This window comes from Lysinibacillus sp. NPDC047702, from assembly GCF_050272555.1.
Classification (GTDB): domain Bacteria; phylum Bacillota; class Bacilli; order Bacillales_A; family Planococcaceae; genus Lysinibacillus.
Window position 1 is genome coordinate 46,590 of sequence record NZ_JBNNMG010000007.1, and the last position, 17,402, is coordinate 63,991.

The 17,402-nt window shown below is 37.9% G+C and carries 16 protein-coding genes; all 16 read right to left on the reverse strand.

Annotated features, from left to right (window positions below):
• Window positions 1-208 precede the first annotated feature (208 nt).
• A complete protein-coding gene (locus ACQKIM_RS05505) occupies window positions 209-475 on the reverse strand; it encodes a stage V sporulation protein S (protein ID WP_008178903.1) in 267 nt (88 codons plus the stop codon).
• A 225-nt stretch (window positions 476-700) separates the two neighbouring features.
• Complete coding sequence (locus ACQKIM_RS05510) at window positions 701-1,498, reverse strand: TIGR00282 family metallophosphoesterase (protein ID WP_427540272.1); 798 nt, start codon at window positions 1,496-1,498, stop codon at window positions 701-703.
• A gap of 359 nt (window positions 1,499-1,857) precedes the next feature.
• The gene (locus tag ACQKIM_RS05515) at window positions 1,858-2,106 is read right to left on the reverse strand and encodes a hypothetical protein (protein WP_427540275.1); all 249 of its coding nucleotides are present in this window, start codon (window positions 2,104-2,106) and stop codon (window positions 1,858-1,860) included.
• A gap of 546 nt (window positions 2,107-2,652) precedes the next feature.
• Window positions 2,653-4,212, reverse strand: coding sequence for a ribonuclease Y (gene rny / locus ACQKIM_RS05520; RefSeq protein WP_283871226.1), 1,560 nt, complete (start codon window positions 4,210-4,212; stop codon window positions 2,653-2,655).
• Between the two features lie 705 nt (window positions 4,213-4,917).
• Window positions 4,918-5,979: a recombinase RecA gene (recA, locus tag ACQKIM_RS05525; protein ID WP_427540280.1), complete on the reverse strand. Its 1,062-nt coding sequence runs from the start codon at window positions 5,977-5,979 to the stop codon at window positions 4,918-4,920.
• Window positions 5,980-6,136: 157 nt separating this feature from the next.
• A complete protein-coding gene (locus ACQKIM_RS05530; RefSeq protein ID WP_427540283.1) occupies window positions 6,137-7,393 on the reverse strand; it encodes a competence/damage-inducible protein A in 1,257 nt (418 codons plus the stop codon).
• Window positions 7,394-7,410: 17 nt separating this feature from the next.
• Window positions 7,411-7,989, reverse strand: coding sequence for a CDP-diacylglycerol--glycerol-3-phosphate 3-phosphatidyltransferase (gene pgsA, locus ACQKIM_RS05535; protein ID WP_427540285.1), 579 nt, complete (start codon window positions 7,987-7,989; stop codon window positions 7,411-7,413).
• A gap of 47 nt (window positions 7,990-8,036) precedes the next feature.
• The gene (locus ACQKIM_RS05540) at window positions 8,037-8,954 is read right to left on the reverse strand and encodes a helix-turn-helix domain-containing protein (RefSeq protein ID WP_427540288.1); all 918 of its coding nucleotides are present in this window, start codon (window positions 8,952-8,954) and stop codon (window positions 8,037-8,039) included.
• A gap of 25 nt (window positions 8,955-8,979) precedes the next feature.
• Window positions 8,980-9,768, reverse strand: a complete 789-nt coding sequence (locus tag ACQKIM_RS05545; RefSeq protein WP_283871221.1) for a DUF3388 domain-containing protein — start codon at window positions 9,766-9,768, stop codon at window positions 8,980-8,982.
• A gap of 226 nt (window positions 9,769-9,994) precedes the next feature.
• Complete coding sequence (locus tag ACQKIM_RS05550; RefSeq protein WP_054770649.1) at window positions 9,995-10,252, reverse strand: DUF3243 domain-containing protein; 258 nt, start codon at window positions 10,250-10,252, stop codon at window positions 9,995-9,997.
• Between the two features lie 44 nt (window positions 10,253-10,296).
• Window positions 10,297-11,025 carry an elongation factor P 5-aminopentanone reductase gene (ymfI, locus tag ACQKIM_RS05555; protein WP_427540293.1) on the reverse strand — a complete coding sequence of 243 codons (729 nt, stop codon included), beginning with the start codon at window positions 11,023-11,025 and terminating at the stop codon, window positions 10,297-10,299.
• Window positions 11,025-12,323, reverse strand: a complete 1,299-nt coding sequence (yfmH, locus tag ACQKIM_RS05560; RefSeq protein ID WP_427540296.1) for an EF-P 5-aminopentanol modification-associated protein YfmH — start codon at window positions 12,321-12,323, stop codon at window positions 11,025-11,027. Before yfmH ends, ymfI begins: the two co-directional genes overlap by 1 nt.
• Window positions 12,320-13,591, reverse strand: coding sequence for an EF-P 5-aminopentanol modification-associated protein YfmF (gene yfmF, locus ACQKIM_RS05565; RefSeq protein WP_427540299.1), 1,272 nt, complete (start codon window positions 13,589-13,591; stop codon window positions 12,320-12,322). The genes yfmH and yfmF overlap by 4 nt, the downstream gene beginning before the upstream one ends.
• A gap of 229 nt (window positions 13,592-13,820) precedes the next feature.
• Window positions 13,821-14,780 (reverse strand): ABC transporter permease, encoded by a 960-nt coding sequence (locus ACQKIM_RS05570; RefSeq protein WP_427540302.1) that lies wholly within the window; start codon window positions 14,778-14,780, stop codon window positions 13,821-13,823.
• 1 nt (window position 14,781) lies between these two features.
• Window positions 14,782-15,828 (reverse strand): ABC transporter permease, encoded by a 1,047-nt coding sequence (locus ACQKIM_RS05575; protein WP_427540305.1) that lies wholly within the window; start codon window positions 15,826-15,828, stop codon window positions 14,782-14,784.
• Window positions 15,828-17,366, reverse strand: a complete 1,539-nt coding sequence (locus tag ACQKIM_RS05580; RefSeq protein ID WP_427540308.1) for an ABC transporter ATP-binding protein — start codon at window positions 17,364-17,366, stop codon at window positions 15,828-15,830. Before ACQKIM_RS05580 ends, ACQKIM_RS05575 begins: the two co-directional genes overlap by 1 nt.
• Between the last annotated feature and the right edge of the window lie 36 nt (window positions 17,367-17,402).

The following is a 17,402-nucleotide window of genomic DNA, read 5'->3' on the forward strand; positions in this document are numbered from 1 at the left end:
GATAATTTATACCTGATGCTTCAATTTCGGTTTAGATTAATTAAGCCCATTAATGCAGTATAAAAAATTAACTTACTAATTTCAAGTGACAGTTAACATGTTAAGGATGAGTAATTTTCCCGAAATTATGTAATTAGATGTTCCTGTAGCATAATGAAAAAATGCCCAGCACTTTAAAATGTGCAAGGCATTTTACTTCATTCCATTTTTATCGATTACGTTTTTCTACTAGAAGTTTCAAGGCTGTACGTTCCTCACCAGCAATTAAAATATCGGCAAACGCCGGTGCGCAAATTAAATCTGTGCCACTTGGCGCTACAAATCCGCGTGCAATGGCCACTGCTTTCACGGCTTGGTTAAGTGCACCTGCCCCAACTGCTTGCATTTCTGCCTGCCCTTTTTCTCTGATTACCGCGACTAATGCACCTGCAACTGAATTTGGATTAGAGCGTGATGATACTTTTAATGAATCCACAATTATTCCTCCCCGTTTCGCGAATAGTGTTTACGCTCAACAACTTGTGTCCCCCTTTTTGGATCTCAAGTTATTGTCCGTAGGTCATTTTATGCTCGGTAAGAAGAAAATAGACTATTTTCATTTCTGATATATTGCAAACAATCAAAAAAGAATGACTTTTCATTGTCAATTTGAATAGAAAAAACTATCGTGCATTTAGAGCATACACAATAGTTTCTTCCCTCATCCTTGAAACGGATAATCTTCATTTATATAGATTCGCTCACAATGTAGTGCTTTTCCTGTTTGATTATCTATGTCCACAAAAAAACCACTTAGCACGTCACGACCTTTTTTTGGCACCTCAAAACGTGATGGCATATTTGTTTGAAATTTATAAATAACACTTTCCTTCGTCATTCCTAAAATTTCATCGTAAGGACCTGTCATACCAACGTCTGTAATATAGGCTGTTCCATTCGGATAAATACGTGCATCAGCTGTCTGTACATGGGTATGTGTGCCTACGACTGCCGACGCCTTGCCATCTAAATGCCAACCAAGCGCAATTTTTTCACTTGTTGCCTCCGCATGAAAATCCACAAATACAAGCGGTGACGTTTTTTGTGCTTCCTCGATTAATTTCTCTGCCATCGCAAATGGGTCCTCATGAGGAGGTAAAAACACACGACCATGCAGATTAATAACAGATAAAGTCACACCGTTCTTTGAAATCTGTACCATCCCTTTACCAGGAGCCTCAGTTGAGAAATTTGCAGGACGAATCAAATAATCCGCATCATCAATAAAATCAAAGATATCTTTATTATCCCATGTATGATTTCCCATCGTAATGACATCTACACCCATTTGTAATAAGTCATTATAAATATTATGAGTAATTCCACGGCCTGCCGCCGCATTTTCACCATTTGCAATCACAACGTCTAGATTCCACTTTTTCTTTAAACGCGGTAAATATTTTTCTACTGCGTCTCTGCCAATTGAACCAACAATATCTCCTATAAACAATACTTTCATTTTTACATACGCCTCTTTCTATCAATTACGCCGCCATTTTATTGGAACAAGTTGTTGCTCTGCAAAGCCCTTTTTAATGGCTAGCTATATAACATCATTAATTGTAACCTCAGTAAGAGCATTAAGCAAAAAAATATGAAATATAATGATTACAACGTTAGTCCTTAAATCGGAATGGCAATCAGAGGGTGCGGGTGTAAAGTGAAAATAAAGTTACTTAATTTTGATTTAAAAATATAAGGGCCCCGCTACAAATTATATTGTAGTAAGGCTCTTTAAAGTTGTTTAATTCTTGCTCAACTAAAGCATTCCGTTAGTCCAATAAGTTTATTCTCCCTTATTTAAGGGCAGAATTTATCTTAGCGTTTGAAATCCACTTCAATTTCTCCACGTTCTGAATAAAAAATGACTCCATCCTCTGTCCATTTCGCATTATCTACTCCTAATGCCTTTAAACCATCAGGTGTTTCCTCACCGTCATAACGAATAAAAAATAATACTGGTTTATTATTTAATTTTTTTAAAATTCCCTGGAAAATCGTTGGTCGATAAAAGTAATAAAAGTGAGTTGTCTCTCCTAATGTAACGTTTCTATGTTCGATTATCAATGCATCTTCACCTATTGGAGAATCAATGCGGTTAACATCAAATTCTGCGAACAAATAAGCTAACTAAATTCCCAATATAAATAGAATGCTAATAATTGATACTAAAATGACTATATAGGTTCTTACTTTAAGAGAATTCGCAAACAGATAAAAAGAAGTCAGTGTAAGTATGGCAGGAAATAAAAAACCGTATCCAATGCCTACTAGAATATAAAAATAATAATTATTACTCTTTAATAAAAATATAAGCAAATCAAGGGCTATAAGAATTTCACAGCTAGTCTTTTTATGTTTTCTTTTATCCTATCCAATCTTCCCCTCCTTATAGAAGGGTCTAGAATTAAACTTCTTTATTATCTCTTAACAGCAGTTTTCCAAATTAACCCAAATTTTACTTTCCATGAGCTTCATCTCCATAAGACTACAATTTAAGTGATTCAAAATAATCGCACTTATCTAGACAATTTGTCATAGATTGCGCATGCATTGGCAGTAAAAAAGAGGTCTCCCTAGATTTTCATCTTGAGAAACCTCTAACATTCAATATTATTTCGCGTACTCCACAGCACGTGTTTCACGAATGACAGTAACTTTGATATGACCTGGATAATCGAGCTCTTCTTCAATTCGCTTACGGATATCTCGTGCTAAGCGATGTGAAGCCAAGTCATCAATTTTTTCAGGTTGGACAATAATTCGAATTTCACGACCAGCTTGAATAGCATAGGATTTTTCTACACCTTCATAGCTTTCAGAAATTTCTTCTAATTTTTCGAGTCTGCGGATATAGTTTTCGAGTGTTTCACTACGAGCACCTGGACGAGCAGCCGATAATGCATCAGCTGCAGCCACTAAAACCGCGATGACAGATGTTGCTTCTGTATCACCATGGTGAGAAGCAATACTATTAATGACTACTGGATGTTCCTTATATTTTGTTGCTAATTCCACACCGATTTCGACGTGGCTACCTTCAACTTCATGGTCAATTGCTTTACCAATATCATGTAATAAGCCTGCGCGACGAGCTAATGCTACATCTTCACCAAGTTCAGCAGCGAGTAAGCCTGCCAAATATGCGACTTCAATTGAATGTTTTAGGACGTTTTGTCCATAGCTTGTACGATATTTCATACGGCCTAAAATTTTCATTAAATCAGGATGTAAGTTATGAATGCCAATTTCAAATGTTGTTTGCTCACCTGTTTCACGGATTTGTTCATCCACTTCACGACGAGCTTTTTCCACCATTTCCTCGATTCGAGCTGGGTGAATACGGCCATCCTGTACAAGCTTTTCAAGTGCAAGTCGAGCCGTTTCACGACGAATTGGATCAAAGCCAGATAAAATAACAGCTTCTGGTGTATCATCAATAATTAAATCTATACCTGTTAGCGTTTCCAATGTGCGGATATTTCGTCCTTCACGACCAATAATTCGACCCTTCATTTCATCATTTGGCAAGTTCACGACAGATACCGTTGTTTCTGCAACGTGGTCTGCAGCAAAACGTTGTAATGCTAATGATAAAATTTCACGTGCTTTTTTATCTGATTCTTCTTTCGCACGTGTTTCTGATTCCTTCGTCATCACAGCAATGTCAGTTGCTAGCTCTTTTTCTACTTCCCCTAAGATAATAGTCTTTGCTTCATCTCTAGTTAAAGCAGAAATTCTTTCTAGCTCTGCTTTTTGCGAGGCAACGAGCTCGTCCACTTTGCTTTCCATCTGTTCAATATGCTGTTGTCTTTCGGCAAGAGCTTGTTCTTTACGCTCTAAGCCTGCTTCTCTCTTATTTAGAGCATCATCTTTGCGATCAAGATTCTCTTCTCTTTGCAATAAACGGTTCTCTTGTTTTTGAAGTTCTAAACGACGTTCACGAATGTCATTCTCAGCTTCAGTACGAAATTTGTGAGTTTCATCTTTGGCTTCAAGTAGTGCTTCTTTTTTCAATGCCTCCGCTTCTCGTTTTCCTTCTTCAACGATTGTTTCAGCAACATGTTTAGCACCAGTGATTTTTGAGTCATTCACTTTTTTCATGTAGATATAGCTAACAGCGGCACCAACGATGATTCCAAGCAAAGCGGAGATGATAGTAATTCCATCCATATGAACACCTCCTCTTGCTATTTGGGTAATACAGTTTCAGTCGGCGCATACATCAATTTCGCCTTGGCGTAATTACGTCCGGATTTTGAATTGGCCTATGCCTGCCAGGATGCAAGGTCCGTTAGCCGTTTTCGCAGGATGCGAAGGTTTTAGGCAAACATCCTTCTATTCATTGCTTTCAAAATCTGTAACATTCACCGGAGGCTTTGGGCCAACATGATGTTGGTCACTCAGTCGTTGCCACAGGACGTGGCATTCTTAGACTGAGTTCCTCTATTTCAGTAGATGTTTAAACACTCACTGAAAAGGAACCACATCCCATTCATCTCATCACCTTCAGAGGTGGGAGTTTTCTACTGAATGAAGATAAAATGTACTGCCTATTTAAAGTCATAATTCAGAAATTATACATATTTAATTGTATAGCTAGCCTTAAGCTCTGTCAAGGATAGTCGGGCACCTGTTCGCCCCTCTCCAGAAAAAAGTAATTGATAACCAATAGGTGAATAAACTTCCTAATACTTTTACACTAGATTTACATTTACCTATTTTACATAATAAGGAATAAACAGTGCTAAGGATACATTTTTAGACCCTCACTCAATGCATGATGTTATCTTTATGAGTATACCCACCTTTATATGGAATATAGACAAAAAAATACATTGTTCCCTCTCAAATTAGAGCAGGAACAATGCATTTAAATTATTTATCTTCAAGAAGAAGCATTAATTCTTCATCCACTTCTTCCTCATCATGAGCAGCGATTGTGTAGGAAGTAGCAGCGATACCATAAGAGGAACGGATCTTATTAGCGATTTCCTCCATAACGGCAGGATTTTCTTTTAAATATTGTTTTGCGTTTTCGCGTCCTTGTCCTAAACGTTCATCACCATAAGCATACCAAGAGCCACTTTTTTGAACGATATCAAGTTCAACACCTAAATCAACTGTTTCACCTTCTTTTGAAATCCCTTCTCCATACATAATATCTACCTCTGCTGTACGGAAAGGTGGTGCAACTTTGTTTTTCACAATCTTCACTTTTGTGCGATTCCCCATAATATCATTGCCTTGTTTAATGGCTTCTGCGCGGCGAACCTCTAAACGAACAGAGCTATAGAATTTAAGAGCACGTCCGCCTGGTGTTGTTTCCGGATTCCCAAACATTACACCAATTTTTTCACGTATTTGGTTAATGAAAATGGCAATCGTTTTCGATTTATTAATAGCACCTGAAAGCTTACGTAATGCCTGAGACATTAAACGTGCCTGTAAACCGACATGGGAATCACCCATATCTCCCTCAATTTCAGCTTTTGGCACTAATGCTGCTACCGAGTCAATAACGATAATATCAATCGCACCACTACGAACTAATGCTTCAGCAATTTCAAGTGCTTGTTCACCTGTGTCTGGCTGAGATAATAGTAGTTCATCAATATTAACACCTAACTTTTGTGCATAGATTGGATCTAATGCATGCTCAGCATCAATAAATGCTGCTTGTCCTCCAGCTGCTTGCACCTCTGCAATCGCATGGAGAGCAACCGTTGTTTTACCTGATGATTCAGGGCCATAAACTTCAATAATTCGCCCACGTGGATAACCACCAACACCTAATGCAGCATCAAGTGCTAGTGAACCGCTTGATGATGTAGCAATTTCTAAATCTGTTTTTTCGCCAAGTTTCATAATAGAACCTTTACCAAAGTTCTTTTCAATTTGTTTTAACGCCTGTTCTAAGGCTGCTTTACGATCACTCATTCATTTTCCTCCTTCGAAAACTGTTCACTGTTTTTCTCTATCTCTACTATACTTGTTTTTGAGAGAACACGCAAGAAAAAAGCGAACGTTTATTCGATTTTTCTTCAAAATAAAAATTTGAGTAAATTTCCTCTACCCAAATTCCTATTTTTTCTATTTAATAGCGTTTGGTGTATCCTCTTTCTTCCAAAAGTTGCATTAGATAATGACAGGTAAACTTTACAGCACGAAGTCGATTTGTATTACGCATACCTGATAAATGAAGTAAATACGTGATTGGTTCCTCATCAATGGCGATACCAATCCAAACTGTTCCTACTGGTTGGTGATCATGTGCTGTTGGTCCTGCTGCCCCTGTTAAACCAATACCAATATTCGTACCGAATTTTTGCTTTACAGCGCTAGCCATAGCCGCGGCACATTCACTGCTGACAATGCCATGTGTATCTAGTAATTGTTTAGAAATGTCGAGCTGTCTTATTTTTGCCTCTTCTGTATACGTTACAACGCCTCCAACGAGTGCATTCCCTACTCCCGGAATTTCTGCCAGCTCTGATTGAAATAACCCCGCAGTTAAACTTTCTGCAGCAGAAATAGTTAACTGATTATCAAGTAACATTTCTACTGTCTTAGAGGCAAGAGAATCATCATCTACACCATATTGATGGTCACCGACAAGCGCTTGAATTTCAGCTACCTTTGTTGCAATTAGCTGCTGTGCCTCCTGCACGGTTTCCGCTTTAGCAGTTACACGCAAGGTTACTTCGCCATCTGAAGCAAGAGGTGCAACAGTAGGGTTTGTTTGTGTATCTAAAATATCTTGAACACGAACCTCCAGCTCTGCCTCACCGATACCATAAAAGCGCATAATGTGAGAGACAATAACACCTCCAGCGTTTAACAACGCACCGAGCTTTGGTTTTGCCTCAAATTGGAACATTGGCTCAAGCTCTTTTGGCGGTCCAGGCAGCAAAATATATGTGCGTCCACCTTTTGTTAATATCATGCCGGGTGCCATTCCATGATGGTTTGCCAGAACTTCACTACCAGCTAATACTAATGCCTGCTTACGATTATTTTCAGTCATTGGACGACCTCGTTTAGCAAAAAATTGCTCAATATAAGTCAGGGCGACATCATCATGTTCAAGTGAAACATCAAGATGTCGTGCGATTGTTTCCTTTGTTAAATCATCTTTTGTAGGTCCAAGCCCACCAGAAAAGATGATTAAATCTGCCCGAGATTCTGCAACCGTTATAGCCTCATCTAAACGTTGGGAATTATCTCCAACAACTGTATGATAAAACACATTAATCCCCAACTCAGACAATTGGTTAGAAATAAATTTCGCATTTGTGTTCGTAATTTGACCAAGCAATAATTCTGAGCCAACTGCTAGAATTTCAGCATTCATGATCCACAAGACCTTTCTTATTTAGACTCAAGTAAAACACGTCGATTTAGATAGAAATAATCCCATCCAGACCATAATGTGAAGAACAATGCAATATATAACATTATTATATCGAATGGAATACCAATAAGCGTAAAGATTGTATTGTGTAAAAGTGCTGCCGCGATAGCAACAATTTGTGCCCATGTTTTAATCTTGCCAAGCTGATTTGCCGCTACGACTTCTCCTCCACCAGCCAATATTAAACGTAAACCTGTTACAGCAAATTCACGGCTGATGATGACAATAATGATCCAAGCAGGCGCCATACCTAGCTCCACCATTAAAATAAAAGCCGCTGAAACAAGTAATTTATCAGCCAGCGGGTCTAAAAATTTCCCAAATGTCGTCACAAGATTATACTTACGTGCATAATAACCATCCACCCAATCAGTTGTTGAAGCAAAGATAAAGATAAGGGCACCTACAAAGTGATGAACAGGCATCTTTGCACCGAATAGTGACATTGTTCCCCAGCCAAAATCAAACATCATTACAATAACAAAAAACGGAATAAGTAAGATTCGAGAGATGGTAATTTTATTTGGAATGTTCATTTTTCTAACACCTTTCATGATGAAAGAAAGTAGTCATCATTAGATGACTACTGTTCTTTATTGAAATTGATGACGATGTTTTGCGTTACGATTTGTTGTGCATACGTTAACAGCTCGTCATTAATATATATCTTAGCCTGTTGTGAATTACCTAAGCGAATGCGAACATAGTTTTGAGAAGTTGCATCAAATTCTACCACTTCTCCTGCATTATATACGTCTGGATTTGCTAGTAATTCTTGTTTCTGTTGATTACGAATACCGACGAATGTAGGACCTGACACTTCAATACGTATTTTAAGTGTGTCTGTTCCTGTTAACGTATAAGAAGTTGTAGCTCCATCCGCTTCTACAGTACCCGCTGAAATCGATTGTTTAACATCTTCAGCTTGGTTTTCATCAGGTGTTTCTTCTTTTGTTGAATCCTTAGAATCTGCTGAATCTTTCTTGTCATTTTCAGCTTTTTTCTCAGCATCTGCTTTTTCTTTTTCACTATCGATTGGTTTTACTTTTGAATCATATTCTATTTCTGAAGGTTTATTGTCCTCATCATTTGTTCCTGCACTATTTTTAGATTGCACTAAAACCCAAATTACTACAATGATGACAATGATAAATAAGCCAACAATTATTTTCGGCATTGCCTCCATCATTTTATTGGAAGGGCCCTTTGTAACTTTTCTTCTGCTTGGGCTATTCGTTATGGACTGGCTGACCTGATCGTTCGGTGTACTTGGCAGCTCGCTTTTATAGGTTTCTAAAAGCTCTTCTGCGTTTAACCCAACAGCATCTGCATATTGTTTAATAAAGGCTCGTACATAAAACGAACCAGGCATAATCGAATAATTGCCCTCTTCAATTCCTACTAAATAACGCTTTTGAATTTTCGTTATTTCTTGTAAATCGTCTAAGCTATAGCCTTTAGACAGTCTCGCTTCTTTTAGACGAGTCCCTAATTCTGCCACTCATAACACCTACTTTAATATCAAATTAAAAATTAAATCCTCCAAATGAATCGGATTCGGACATCATATGATTTTTTTCCATTATTTCATAAGTGATTTCTTCATCTGGGTGATGACGTAGTTCAATGATATAATCAAAATCCTCTATCTTATATTCTGAGTGCTGAACAAACATATCTGGATGCTCTACCACCTTAATGGAAGGCATATTCATCATTTCACGCACTAGTTGTAAATGTCGTTCATCAGAAGAGCGACGTGTCACAATGCCATCTAATATAAAAATATTATTGTCACTGAATTCATCACCAGCGAGTTTATTCCGGACAGTTTGCTTAATCATTGTAGACGACAAAAAAATCCACTTTTTATTAGCACATACACTTGCCGCAACAATCGATTCAGTTTTTCCAACACGAGGCATACCACGTATTCCTATGAGCTTATGCCCCTCTTTTTTAAAAAGCTCAGCCATAAAGTCAACTAAGATACCAAGTTCGTCTCGTACAAAACGGAAAGTATTTTTTTCATCTGCATCTCGAGGAATATAATGACCGTGCCTAATAGCTAAACGATCACGGAGTTTAGGTTGTCGAAATTTGGTTACGTTAATATGTTCCATTGTCGAAACAATTGTACGAAAACGCTCAATTGCCTCATCATTGTCTGTATGCACTAACATACCACGTCGATCCTCATCGACACCATTAATTGAAATAATATTGACACGAAGCATCCCTAAAAGTGAAGCAATATCTCCTAATAATCCAGGGCGATTCACCTGAATTTCATATTCAAAGTACCAATCGCTCAAACACACTCGTTCCCTTCCTATTAGTTAACGTAAAAAATCCTTTATAAGTTCCATCATAGCTGATTTTTTATGTAATGGAAAGTTAGAATACATGGAAATACCTCGTTATTTTTAAAAACTTACTATTTTTTTTATAAGCTCACTAAATAGGCTTACATACGTTCCCTTTTCGATAGAAAGAATGTTTTTGGTATAGAAAAAAGAGGAGAAAGCTCTCCTCTTTTTTTTACTGCACATGCTTATTTTGAACAAGCTTAATGACACAATTCGCCAGCGCTTCTTTTTCATCTTCAGAGGCAACGCCCCATAAATCCGACAGCACTCGCTCTTGTTCGTTTTTAGGGTCGACATTTGTCGCCAAATATTCGCCAATTTGTACAGCTGCTTGCTGAATCATTTTCTTTGGCATACCAGTTGATTCTGCCTGCATAACATTTTGCCCTAAAAACGATGTCCATTTTTGCCAGTTTTCTAAAATGGTCATATGTTCCTCCTCCTTTACACATGTAGTATGTGCAAAAAAGAATATTATATGTACCAACCACCATTTAAACGAATTATTTGTCCGGTAACATAATCTGCTTTTCCTGAAAGATAGAAGCGCACCATCTCAGCCACATCTGTAGTTTCTCCTATAATACCTAACGGAATGTCTTCTAGAATGTAATTAAGCTCCTCTTTACTTAAATGACTATTCATCGAAGTATTAATAAATCCTGGTGCAATTGCATTCACACGAATTCGTGACAATGCGGCTTCCTTGGCATAGGACTTTACAAAAGCATGCTGAGCGCCCTTTACCGTAGCATACAGTGCTTCACCAGCAGAGCCTGCTTCTCCCCAAATAGAACCGATAAAAAGCACATAGCTGACGTCATGGGCTCGGAGCTTAGATGAAAGCAATGCTGTCAAACGCATAGGATTTTGCACATGGACACGCCATAAAGCATCCATATCATCAACTGTCGTATCTTCAAGGAGAGAATAATGCGCCTGACCGCTTGAAAAAACAATTGCCTGCACAGTAAAAACTTGTGAAGCAACTGACTCAGCGCCCGTTTCTTTTGAAAAATCTCCTTGCACAAGTATAAACTCCTGTGCAGGAAAATTTTCTGAGAGGGAAAGTAATAAATCCTGGGCAGCCTTCTCGTTATTCGAATAATGGATATAGATAGACCAACCGTCTGCGGCTAGACTGTGGCAAATAGCACGGCCAATCTCCCCTGATGCCCCTAGTACAAGGGCAAATTTCTTCACTACTTGCCCTTCTCTGTCGGTAAAATTTTAAAAACAGTTTGTTGAGATTCACCTTGAATCGAAGTAAATGCTTTTTTCAAATCCTCTATCGTCAGTTCCTCTAATACAGGCACGACATCGAATAAATTCATATCATTAAATGAATAGCGTGTGAATTGGTTAGCGATAAATTCAATAGAATTCAATGCACGTAAGAAGAATCCAATTTTCTTACGTTTTACTCGTTCTAAATCCGCAGGCTCAAATTGTATCTTTTCATCATACTTTGCTAGTTCTTCTTTAATAGCTTTCTCTAATGCAGCCGGTTCCGTTGAATCAGAGCCGATCATAGCAAAGCCAAAGCCTTTTTCTAACGTAAAATCAAAGGCATAGGTTTCATCAATCAAACCTCCATCATAAACACGCTCATAAAAGCTTGAGGTACGGCCAAAAATAAGCTCTAGCGCAATTTGAACAGAAAGCTCATGCTTTAACATGTCACGCCCAGAAAGATTTGTATCTTTTGCTTTTAAACCAATATACATCTTCGGCTTTTGTACATCCATATTCAATGTACGCTCTTTAATTGCCACTTCAACCGGCTCCTGATCAAAGAAGCGTTGAATAGGTGCTGGCTCAGGAAAATCCTTGTTATTTTGATTTTCGCGAATAAATGCCATCATTTCATTCGGATCAACAGCCCCAATAACAAATAGAAGCATATTAGCTGGATGATAGAAAGTATTGTAGCACGTATATAAATGATCAGCGGTAATGCCGTCAATCGACGCTATAGTACCAGCAATATCAATTTTTACTGGGTGTGTATGATACATATTTTCAATCGTACCAAAGTATAGACGCCAATCTGGCTGATCATCATACATGGTAATTTCCTGTCCAATAATGCCCTTTTCTTTATTGACCGTTGCTTCAGTAAAATAAGGCTCTTGCACAAAATTTAGTAATGTTTCTGTGCTTTTATAAATATTGTCTGTAGATGAAAATAAATAAGCAGTACGTGTAAATGACGTAAAGGCATTGGCAGAAGCACCAAATTCGCTAAACTTTTGGAAGACATCTCCATCTTCCTTTTCAAACATTTTATGCTCTAAAAAGTGGGCAATGCCATCAGGTACTGTAATGCTTTCTGTTTCACCAATTGGCACAAATGTACGATCAACAGAGCCGTACTTAGTTGTGAAAGTGACAAATGTTTTAGAAAATCCTTTTTTCGGCAAAATATAAACATCTAAGCCGTTTTCAAGTTTCTCATAGTAAAGTGTTTCATCTAATTGCTTGAATTCAATTGTTTTCATTGTGCGGCTTGCTCCTTCCCACATAAGAAATAGACCGCTTCTAGCTGCACTTGCTTTGCCATATTAACAACATCTTCCTTCGTCACAGCTTTCCACTTATTAGCCCAGGTTTCAACAGAGAATTCCTCGGGTAAATCTTTATATTGATCAAAAATTTCTATTTGTCCTCGGGCAGAATCCAATGATTCTTTTAATTGATTAGTCAGCATAGCTTTTGTTTGCTCTAATTCCAAATCTGTAATTTCGCCTGCTTGCATAACAGCAAGTTGTTCTTTAATGAGTGATAGCGCTTTTTCTTCATTCTTTGGTTCAATTCCAGACACAACAAACACTAAGCCATAATGTGATGCATATGAACTAGATGCGTAATAAGCGAGACTTTCCTTTTCACGGACATTCATGAATAATTTAGCATGTGGATAACCGCCAAAGACACCGTTAAAGATTTGCATTTTTGCAAAGTCTGCATCACCAAATCTTACAGGTGTACTAAAGCCGATATGCATTTTTCCTTGCTTCATTTCTTGTTGTTCACGAACATAATCATTTTGTGGATGTTGCTGTGGTTGCACAGCAGGAATTTCTTCTGGAGTACGATCGTTAAATGGTAGCGCTTTTTTCAGCTTCGCTACAATTTCGTCTTCATTAATATCCCCTGCGACATAGATGTCTACTTTATCATTCGCAAGCATGGATTGATATGCATCAAGTAATGAAGTAGGTGTAATTTTTTGAATGTCCTCAACAGAGCCGTTAGCAGAAATAGAGGCTGGTTCATTTGGACGTAAAATTTGCTGAAGGCGAACCTGAGCAAAGCGAGATTTGTCGTCGAAGATGGATTCAATACGCTGAATGACCATTTTCTTCTCTCGTTCTACAATGGATTCTTTAAATACGCCGTTTTCTAAATTAGGTTCAAATATTGCAGTGTGTATAATACCAAGTACTTCATTTAAAACACTTGTATTAGCTAAATAGTGATCATTTACAGTCTCTATATTCATTAGTACTGTATGTTCGTTACCACGTTTAGAAGTGTCAAAATACAACACTGTGCCATATAAGTCATCCAAAAAGCTTCGGAATGCAGCAGTCGTTGTATATTTGGCGTTACTATGTTGCAAAACATTTGTTAACACAGTACGTTCAGATGCATTTTGAGCCGTTAATGCTCTTCTCCATTTAATTGAAAAATTTACGGTTTTAAATTGGGTTGTTTGTCGGATATGCAAGTTGACACCTTTTGCAAAAGGTATTGTTTTAAACATATGGAACCCTCCTATCCTTCTTAATATAACAATGTACTACACATACTATACATGGCTATTATCTATAATTGCAAAAAGAATCCAAAGTATGTATATAAAAAGTGTAAAATTACATTTGCATGATAAAGCAACATCTCTATTTTCCTAAACATTTATGATATGTACAAGGAAAAAGACTGAGCATTTTCGCTCAGCCTTTAACTTTTTAGAGATACATTTTACTTTCGTTTTAACGTTTCCCTTTAATATAAGGTTGTCCACTAGCCTTTGGTGCACTTGCTTTACCGATAAAGCCAGCTAATGCAAAAATCGTTAGGACATACGGTAATATTTGTAAATACACTGCTGGAACATTTTCGATCAATGTAATTTGATTTCCTGCGATACTCAATGTTTGCGCTAAACCAAAGAATAACGCAGCGCCAAGTGCTCCAATTGGATGCCATTTCCCGAAAATCATTGCTGCAATCGCCATGAAACCTTGCCCAGCAATTGTTGCGTGTGAGAAGTCATGTGTAATTGTTTGCGCATAGACAGCACCGCCCAGACCACCAAGTGCTCCAGAAATTACAACTGCAATATAACGCATTTTATTCACGTTTATACCCATTGTATCTGCTGCCATCGGGTGCTCACCAACTGCACGAAGGCGTAAACCAAATGGCGTTTTATAGATGATAAACCATGCGCCAAGTGCTACTGCTAAAGCTAATATAGAAGTACTATAAACCTCTTTAAACAACAATGGACCAAAGAATGGAATATCCTCTAAGTAAGGGATTCCGAAACGACGAATAGGTTGGTCAATCATATCCGTTTGACCTTTATCATAAATCATTTTTACTAAAAAGACCGTTACAGCCAGACCTAATAAGTTGATGGCTACCCCTGATACCGTTTGGTCGGCACGGAAGGAGATTGAAGCAACAGCATGGAAAAGTGAGAAGATACCTCCTACAATAACAGCTGCAAGCATTGCCACCCAAATGGTTGCTGCACCGAATACTGAAGCAAATTCTAAATTGACAAAAATACCGACAAAGGCTCCAACTATCATTAAACCTTCTAGCCCGATATTAACAACACCAGAGCGTTCAGAGAAAACACCACCGATAGCTGTAAAGATTAATGGTGTTGCATAAAGAATCGCAGAAGGGATGATGAAATATAACATTTCTAAAAAGCTCATGTTATTGTCCCTCCTTTTTCTTGCTTAACTTTTGTAATGCTACTCGAATAATATAGCCTGATGCTACGAAGAAGATAATCAATGCAATAATAATCGAAACGATTTCTTCTGGAATACCTGCAGCATTTGGCATATTTAGCGCACCATATTTAAGTGAACCGAATAATGAGGCACCAAATACAACCCCTAGTGGTGTGTTCGCACCTAGTAAGGCAACAGCAATACCATCGAAACCTATCCCTGTAAAGCCTGGTTTAATAGAAGCATTTTGGAAAGTACCTAGTGCCTCCATCGCTCCACCTAGACCTGCAAACATACCTGAAATTGTCATGGCTAAAATAATATTTTTATTGACACTCATACCTGCATATTCTGCAGCATTTTTGTTAAATCCTACTGCTTTAAGCTCGTACCCTCGTGTTGTTTTTTCTAAAATAAACCACATCACGACTACCATTAAAAGTGCAACAATGATCCCATAGTGAAGACTTGAATTGTCTGTAAGCTCTCTTAAAAACGGAGAACGTAAAGAGGCAGACTCATGAATACGTTCTGTTTTAAAGCTACCGTTTGACAATCTTTTAATCACTGCGTTCGCAATATAAAGTGCAGTGTAGTTTAACATAATTGTCGCAATAACTTCGTGAACTTTAAATTTCGCTTTTAAGAAACCTGCAATAAAGGCCCAAAATGCACCTGCTACTGCCGCAGCAAGCAATGCTAATGGTAAATGAATTATTTTTGGTAATTCAAAGGCGTATCCTACCCATGCGGCAGCAAGCCAACCTAAAATTAACTGACCTTCAACACCAATATTAAATAAACCTGTACGGAAGGCAAATGCTACAGCAAGACCCGCCAATAGATACGGTGTTATTTGACGGATTGTGTTCCCGATTGAATATGAATCTCCAAAAATACCTGTCCAAAGAGCGATATAACCTTGTATTGGGTCATAGCCGCTGACTACCATTACGATAGCACCAACAATTAAACCGATAATAATAGAGATGATAGGAACGAGTATATTAATGACACGATTTGACATTAGTCGTTCCCCTCCTTCGTACTATTCTTTTTATTTTGACCTGCCATTAATAAGCCAAGCTCTTGTTCTGAAGTTTCCTTTGGATTTAATTCATCTACAATTTGTCCATCATAAATAACAGCAATACGGTCTGAAACATTCATAACTTCATCTAATTCAAATGAAATTAACAGAACAGCTTTTCCATTATCACGTTGTTCGATCAGACGAGAGTGAATAAACTCAATGGCCCCTACATCAAGCCCACGCGTTGGTAAAGCGGCAATTAATAAATCTGGATTTCGATCAATTTCACGACCAATGATTGCTTTTTGCTGATTACCACCAGAAAGTGCACGTGCTGGCGTCATTTCACCATTACCTGTACGTACATCATACTCTTTAATAACCTGTTGTGCTTTTTCAGATACCTTTTTGTAATCCATAACAAAGCCCTTTGCAATTGGAGACTGGTAGTAAGTTTGTAATACAATATTATGCCCAATTGGGAAATCTAACACTAAACCATGCTTATGACGGTCTTGAGGAATATGCCCAACACCCTCCTCAGTAATTTTTCGCGGCTTCATATTCGTTATATCTTTACCATTTAATTTCACAGAACCACTTTTGATTTTACGCAGACCTGTAATGGCTTCGATTAATTCGGATTGACCATTGCCATCTATACCTGCAATACCAACGATTTCACCCTTACGAACCTTTAAGTTTAGACCTTTTACTTTATCAATATTACGGTAGTCTGTAACGACCACGTTTTCAATAGATAGCACTTCTTCAGTAGGTGTAGCCTCTGTTTTCTCTGTTTTGAATTCAACCTGACGACCTACCATCATCTCTGCTAGTTGTTCTGGGTTTGTTTCTGCCGTGACAACAGTTCCAATACCTTCACCTTTGCGGATAATAGTTACGCGATCTGAAACTTCCATAATCTCTTTTAACTTATGAGTAATTAAAATAATTGATTTTCCTTCTGCTATTAAACGACGCATAATCTGTATTAATTCAGTAATTTCCTGTGGTGTTAGAGATGCAGTAGGTTCATCAAAGATTAAAATTTCTGCTCCTCGATATAAAGTTTTTAAGATTTCAACACGTTGTTGCATCCCAACAGTTATATCCTCAATTTTCGCATTCGGATCAACATCTAGACCATATTTTTCAGAAAGGGCTCGTACATTTTTAGCTGCATCCTTAATATTAACAATTCCCATTTTTGTCGGCTCAGAACCTAAAATAATGTTCTCTGTTACTGTAAAATTTTCCACTAACATAAAGTGTTGATGCACCATACCAATTCCTAAATCATTAGCAACATTCGGGTTTGTAATATTAACAGCCTTCCCACGAACTCGAATTTCGCCTCCCTCTGGTTGATACAAACCAAAAAGGACGTTCATTAAAGTCGACTTACCTGCACCGTTTTCGCCTAGCAATGCATGGATTTCGCCTTTTTTTAGTTGGAGGGTGATATTATTATTCGCCACGAAATCGCCGAACTCTTTACGGATTCCTAGCATCTCAATCACATGTTCCAAATTAGTCACTCCCTTAATAGGCACTTTTGTAATAAA

Excerpts from the sequence above, each read along its gene's own strand:
- ACQKIM_RS05510 (WP_427540272.1), bottom strand. The coding sequence starts at position 1,498 with ATGAAAGTATTGTTTATAGGAGATATTGTTGGTTCAATTGGCAGAGAC.
- rny (WP_283871226.1), bottom strand. The coding sequence starts at position 4,212 with ATGGATGGAATTACTATCATCTCCGCTTTGCTTGGAATCATCGTTGGT.
- recA (WP_427540280.1), bottom strand. The coding sequence starts at position 5,979 with ATGAGTGATCGTAAAGCAGCCTTAGAACAGGCGTTAAAACAAATTGAA.
- ACQKIM_RS05530 (WP_427540283.1), bottom strand. The coding sequence starts at position 7,393 with ATGAATGCTGAAATTCTAGCAGTTGGCTCAGAATTATTGCTTGGTCAA.
- pgsA (WP_427540285.1), bottom strand. The coding sequence starts at position 7,989 with ATGAACATTCCAAATAAAATTACCATCTCTCGAATCTTACTTATTCCG.
- ACQKIM_RS05550 (WP_054770649.1), bottom strand. The coding sequence starts at position 10,252 with ATGACCATTTTAGAAAACTGGCAAAAATGGACATCGTTTTTAGGGCAA.
- yfmH (WP_427540296.1), bottom strand. The coding sequence starts at position 12,323 with ATGAAAACAATTGAATTCAAGCAATTAGATGAAACACTTTACTATGAG.
- yfmF (WP_427540299.1), bottom strand. The coding sequence starts at position 13,591 with ATGTTTAAAACAATACCTTTTGCAAAAGGTGTCAACTTGCATATCCGA.
- ACQKIM_RS05570 (WP_427540302.1), bottom strand. The coding sequence starts at position 14,780 with ATGAGCTTTTTAGAAATGTTATATTTCATCATCCCTTCTGCGATTCTT.
- ACQKIM_RS05575 (WP_427540305.1), bottom strand. The coding sequence starts at position 15,828 with ATGTCAAATCGTGTCATTAATATACTCGTTCCTATCATCTCTATTATT.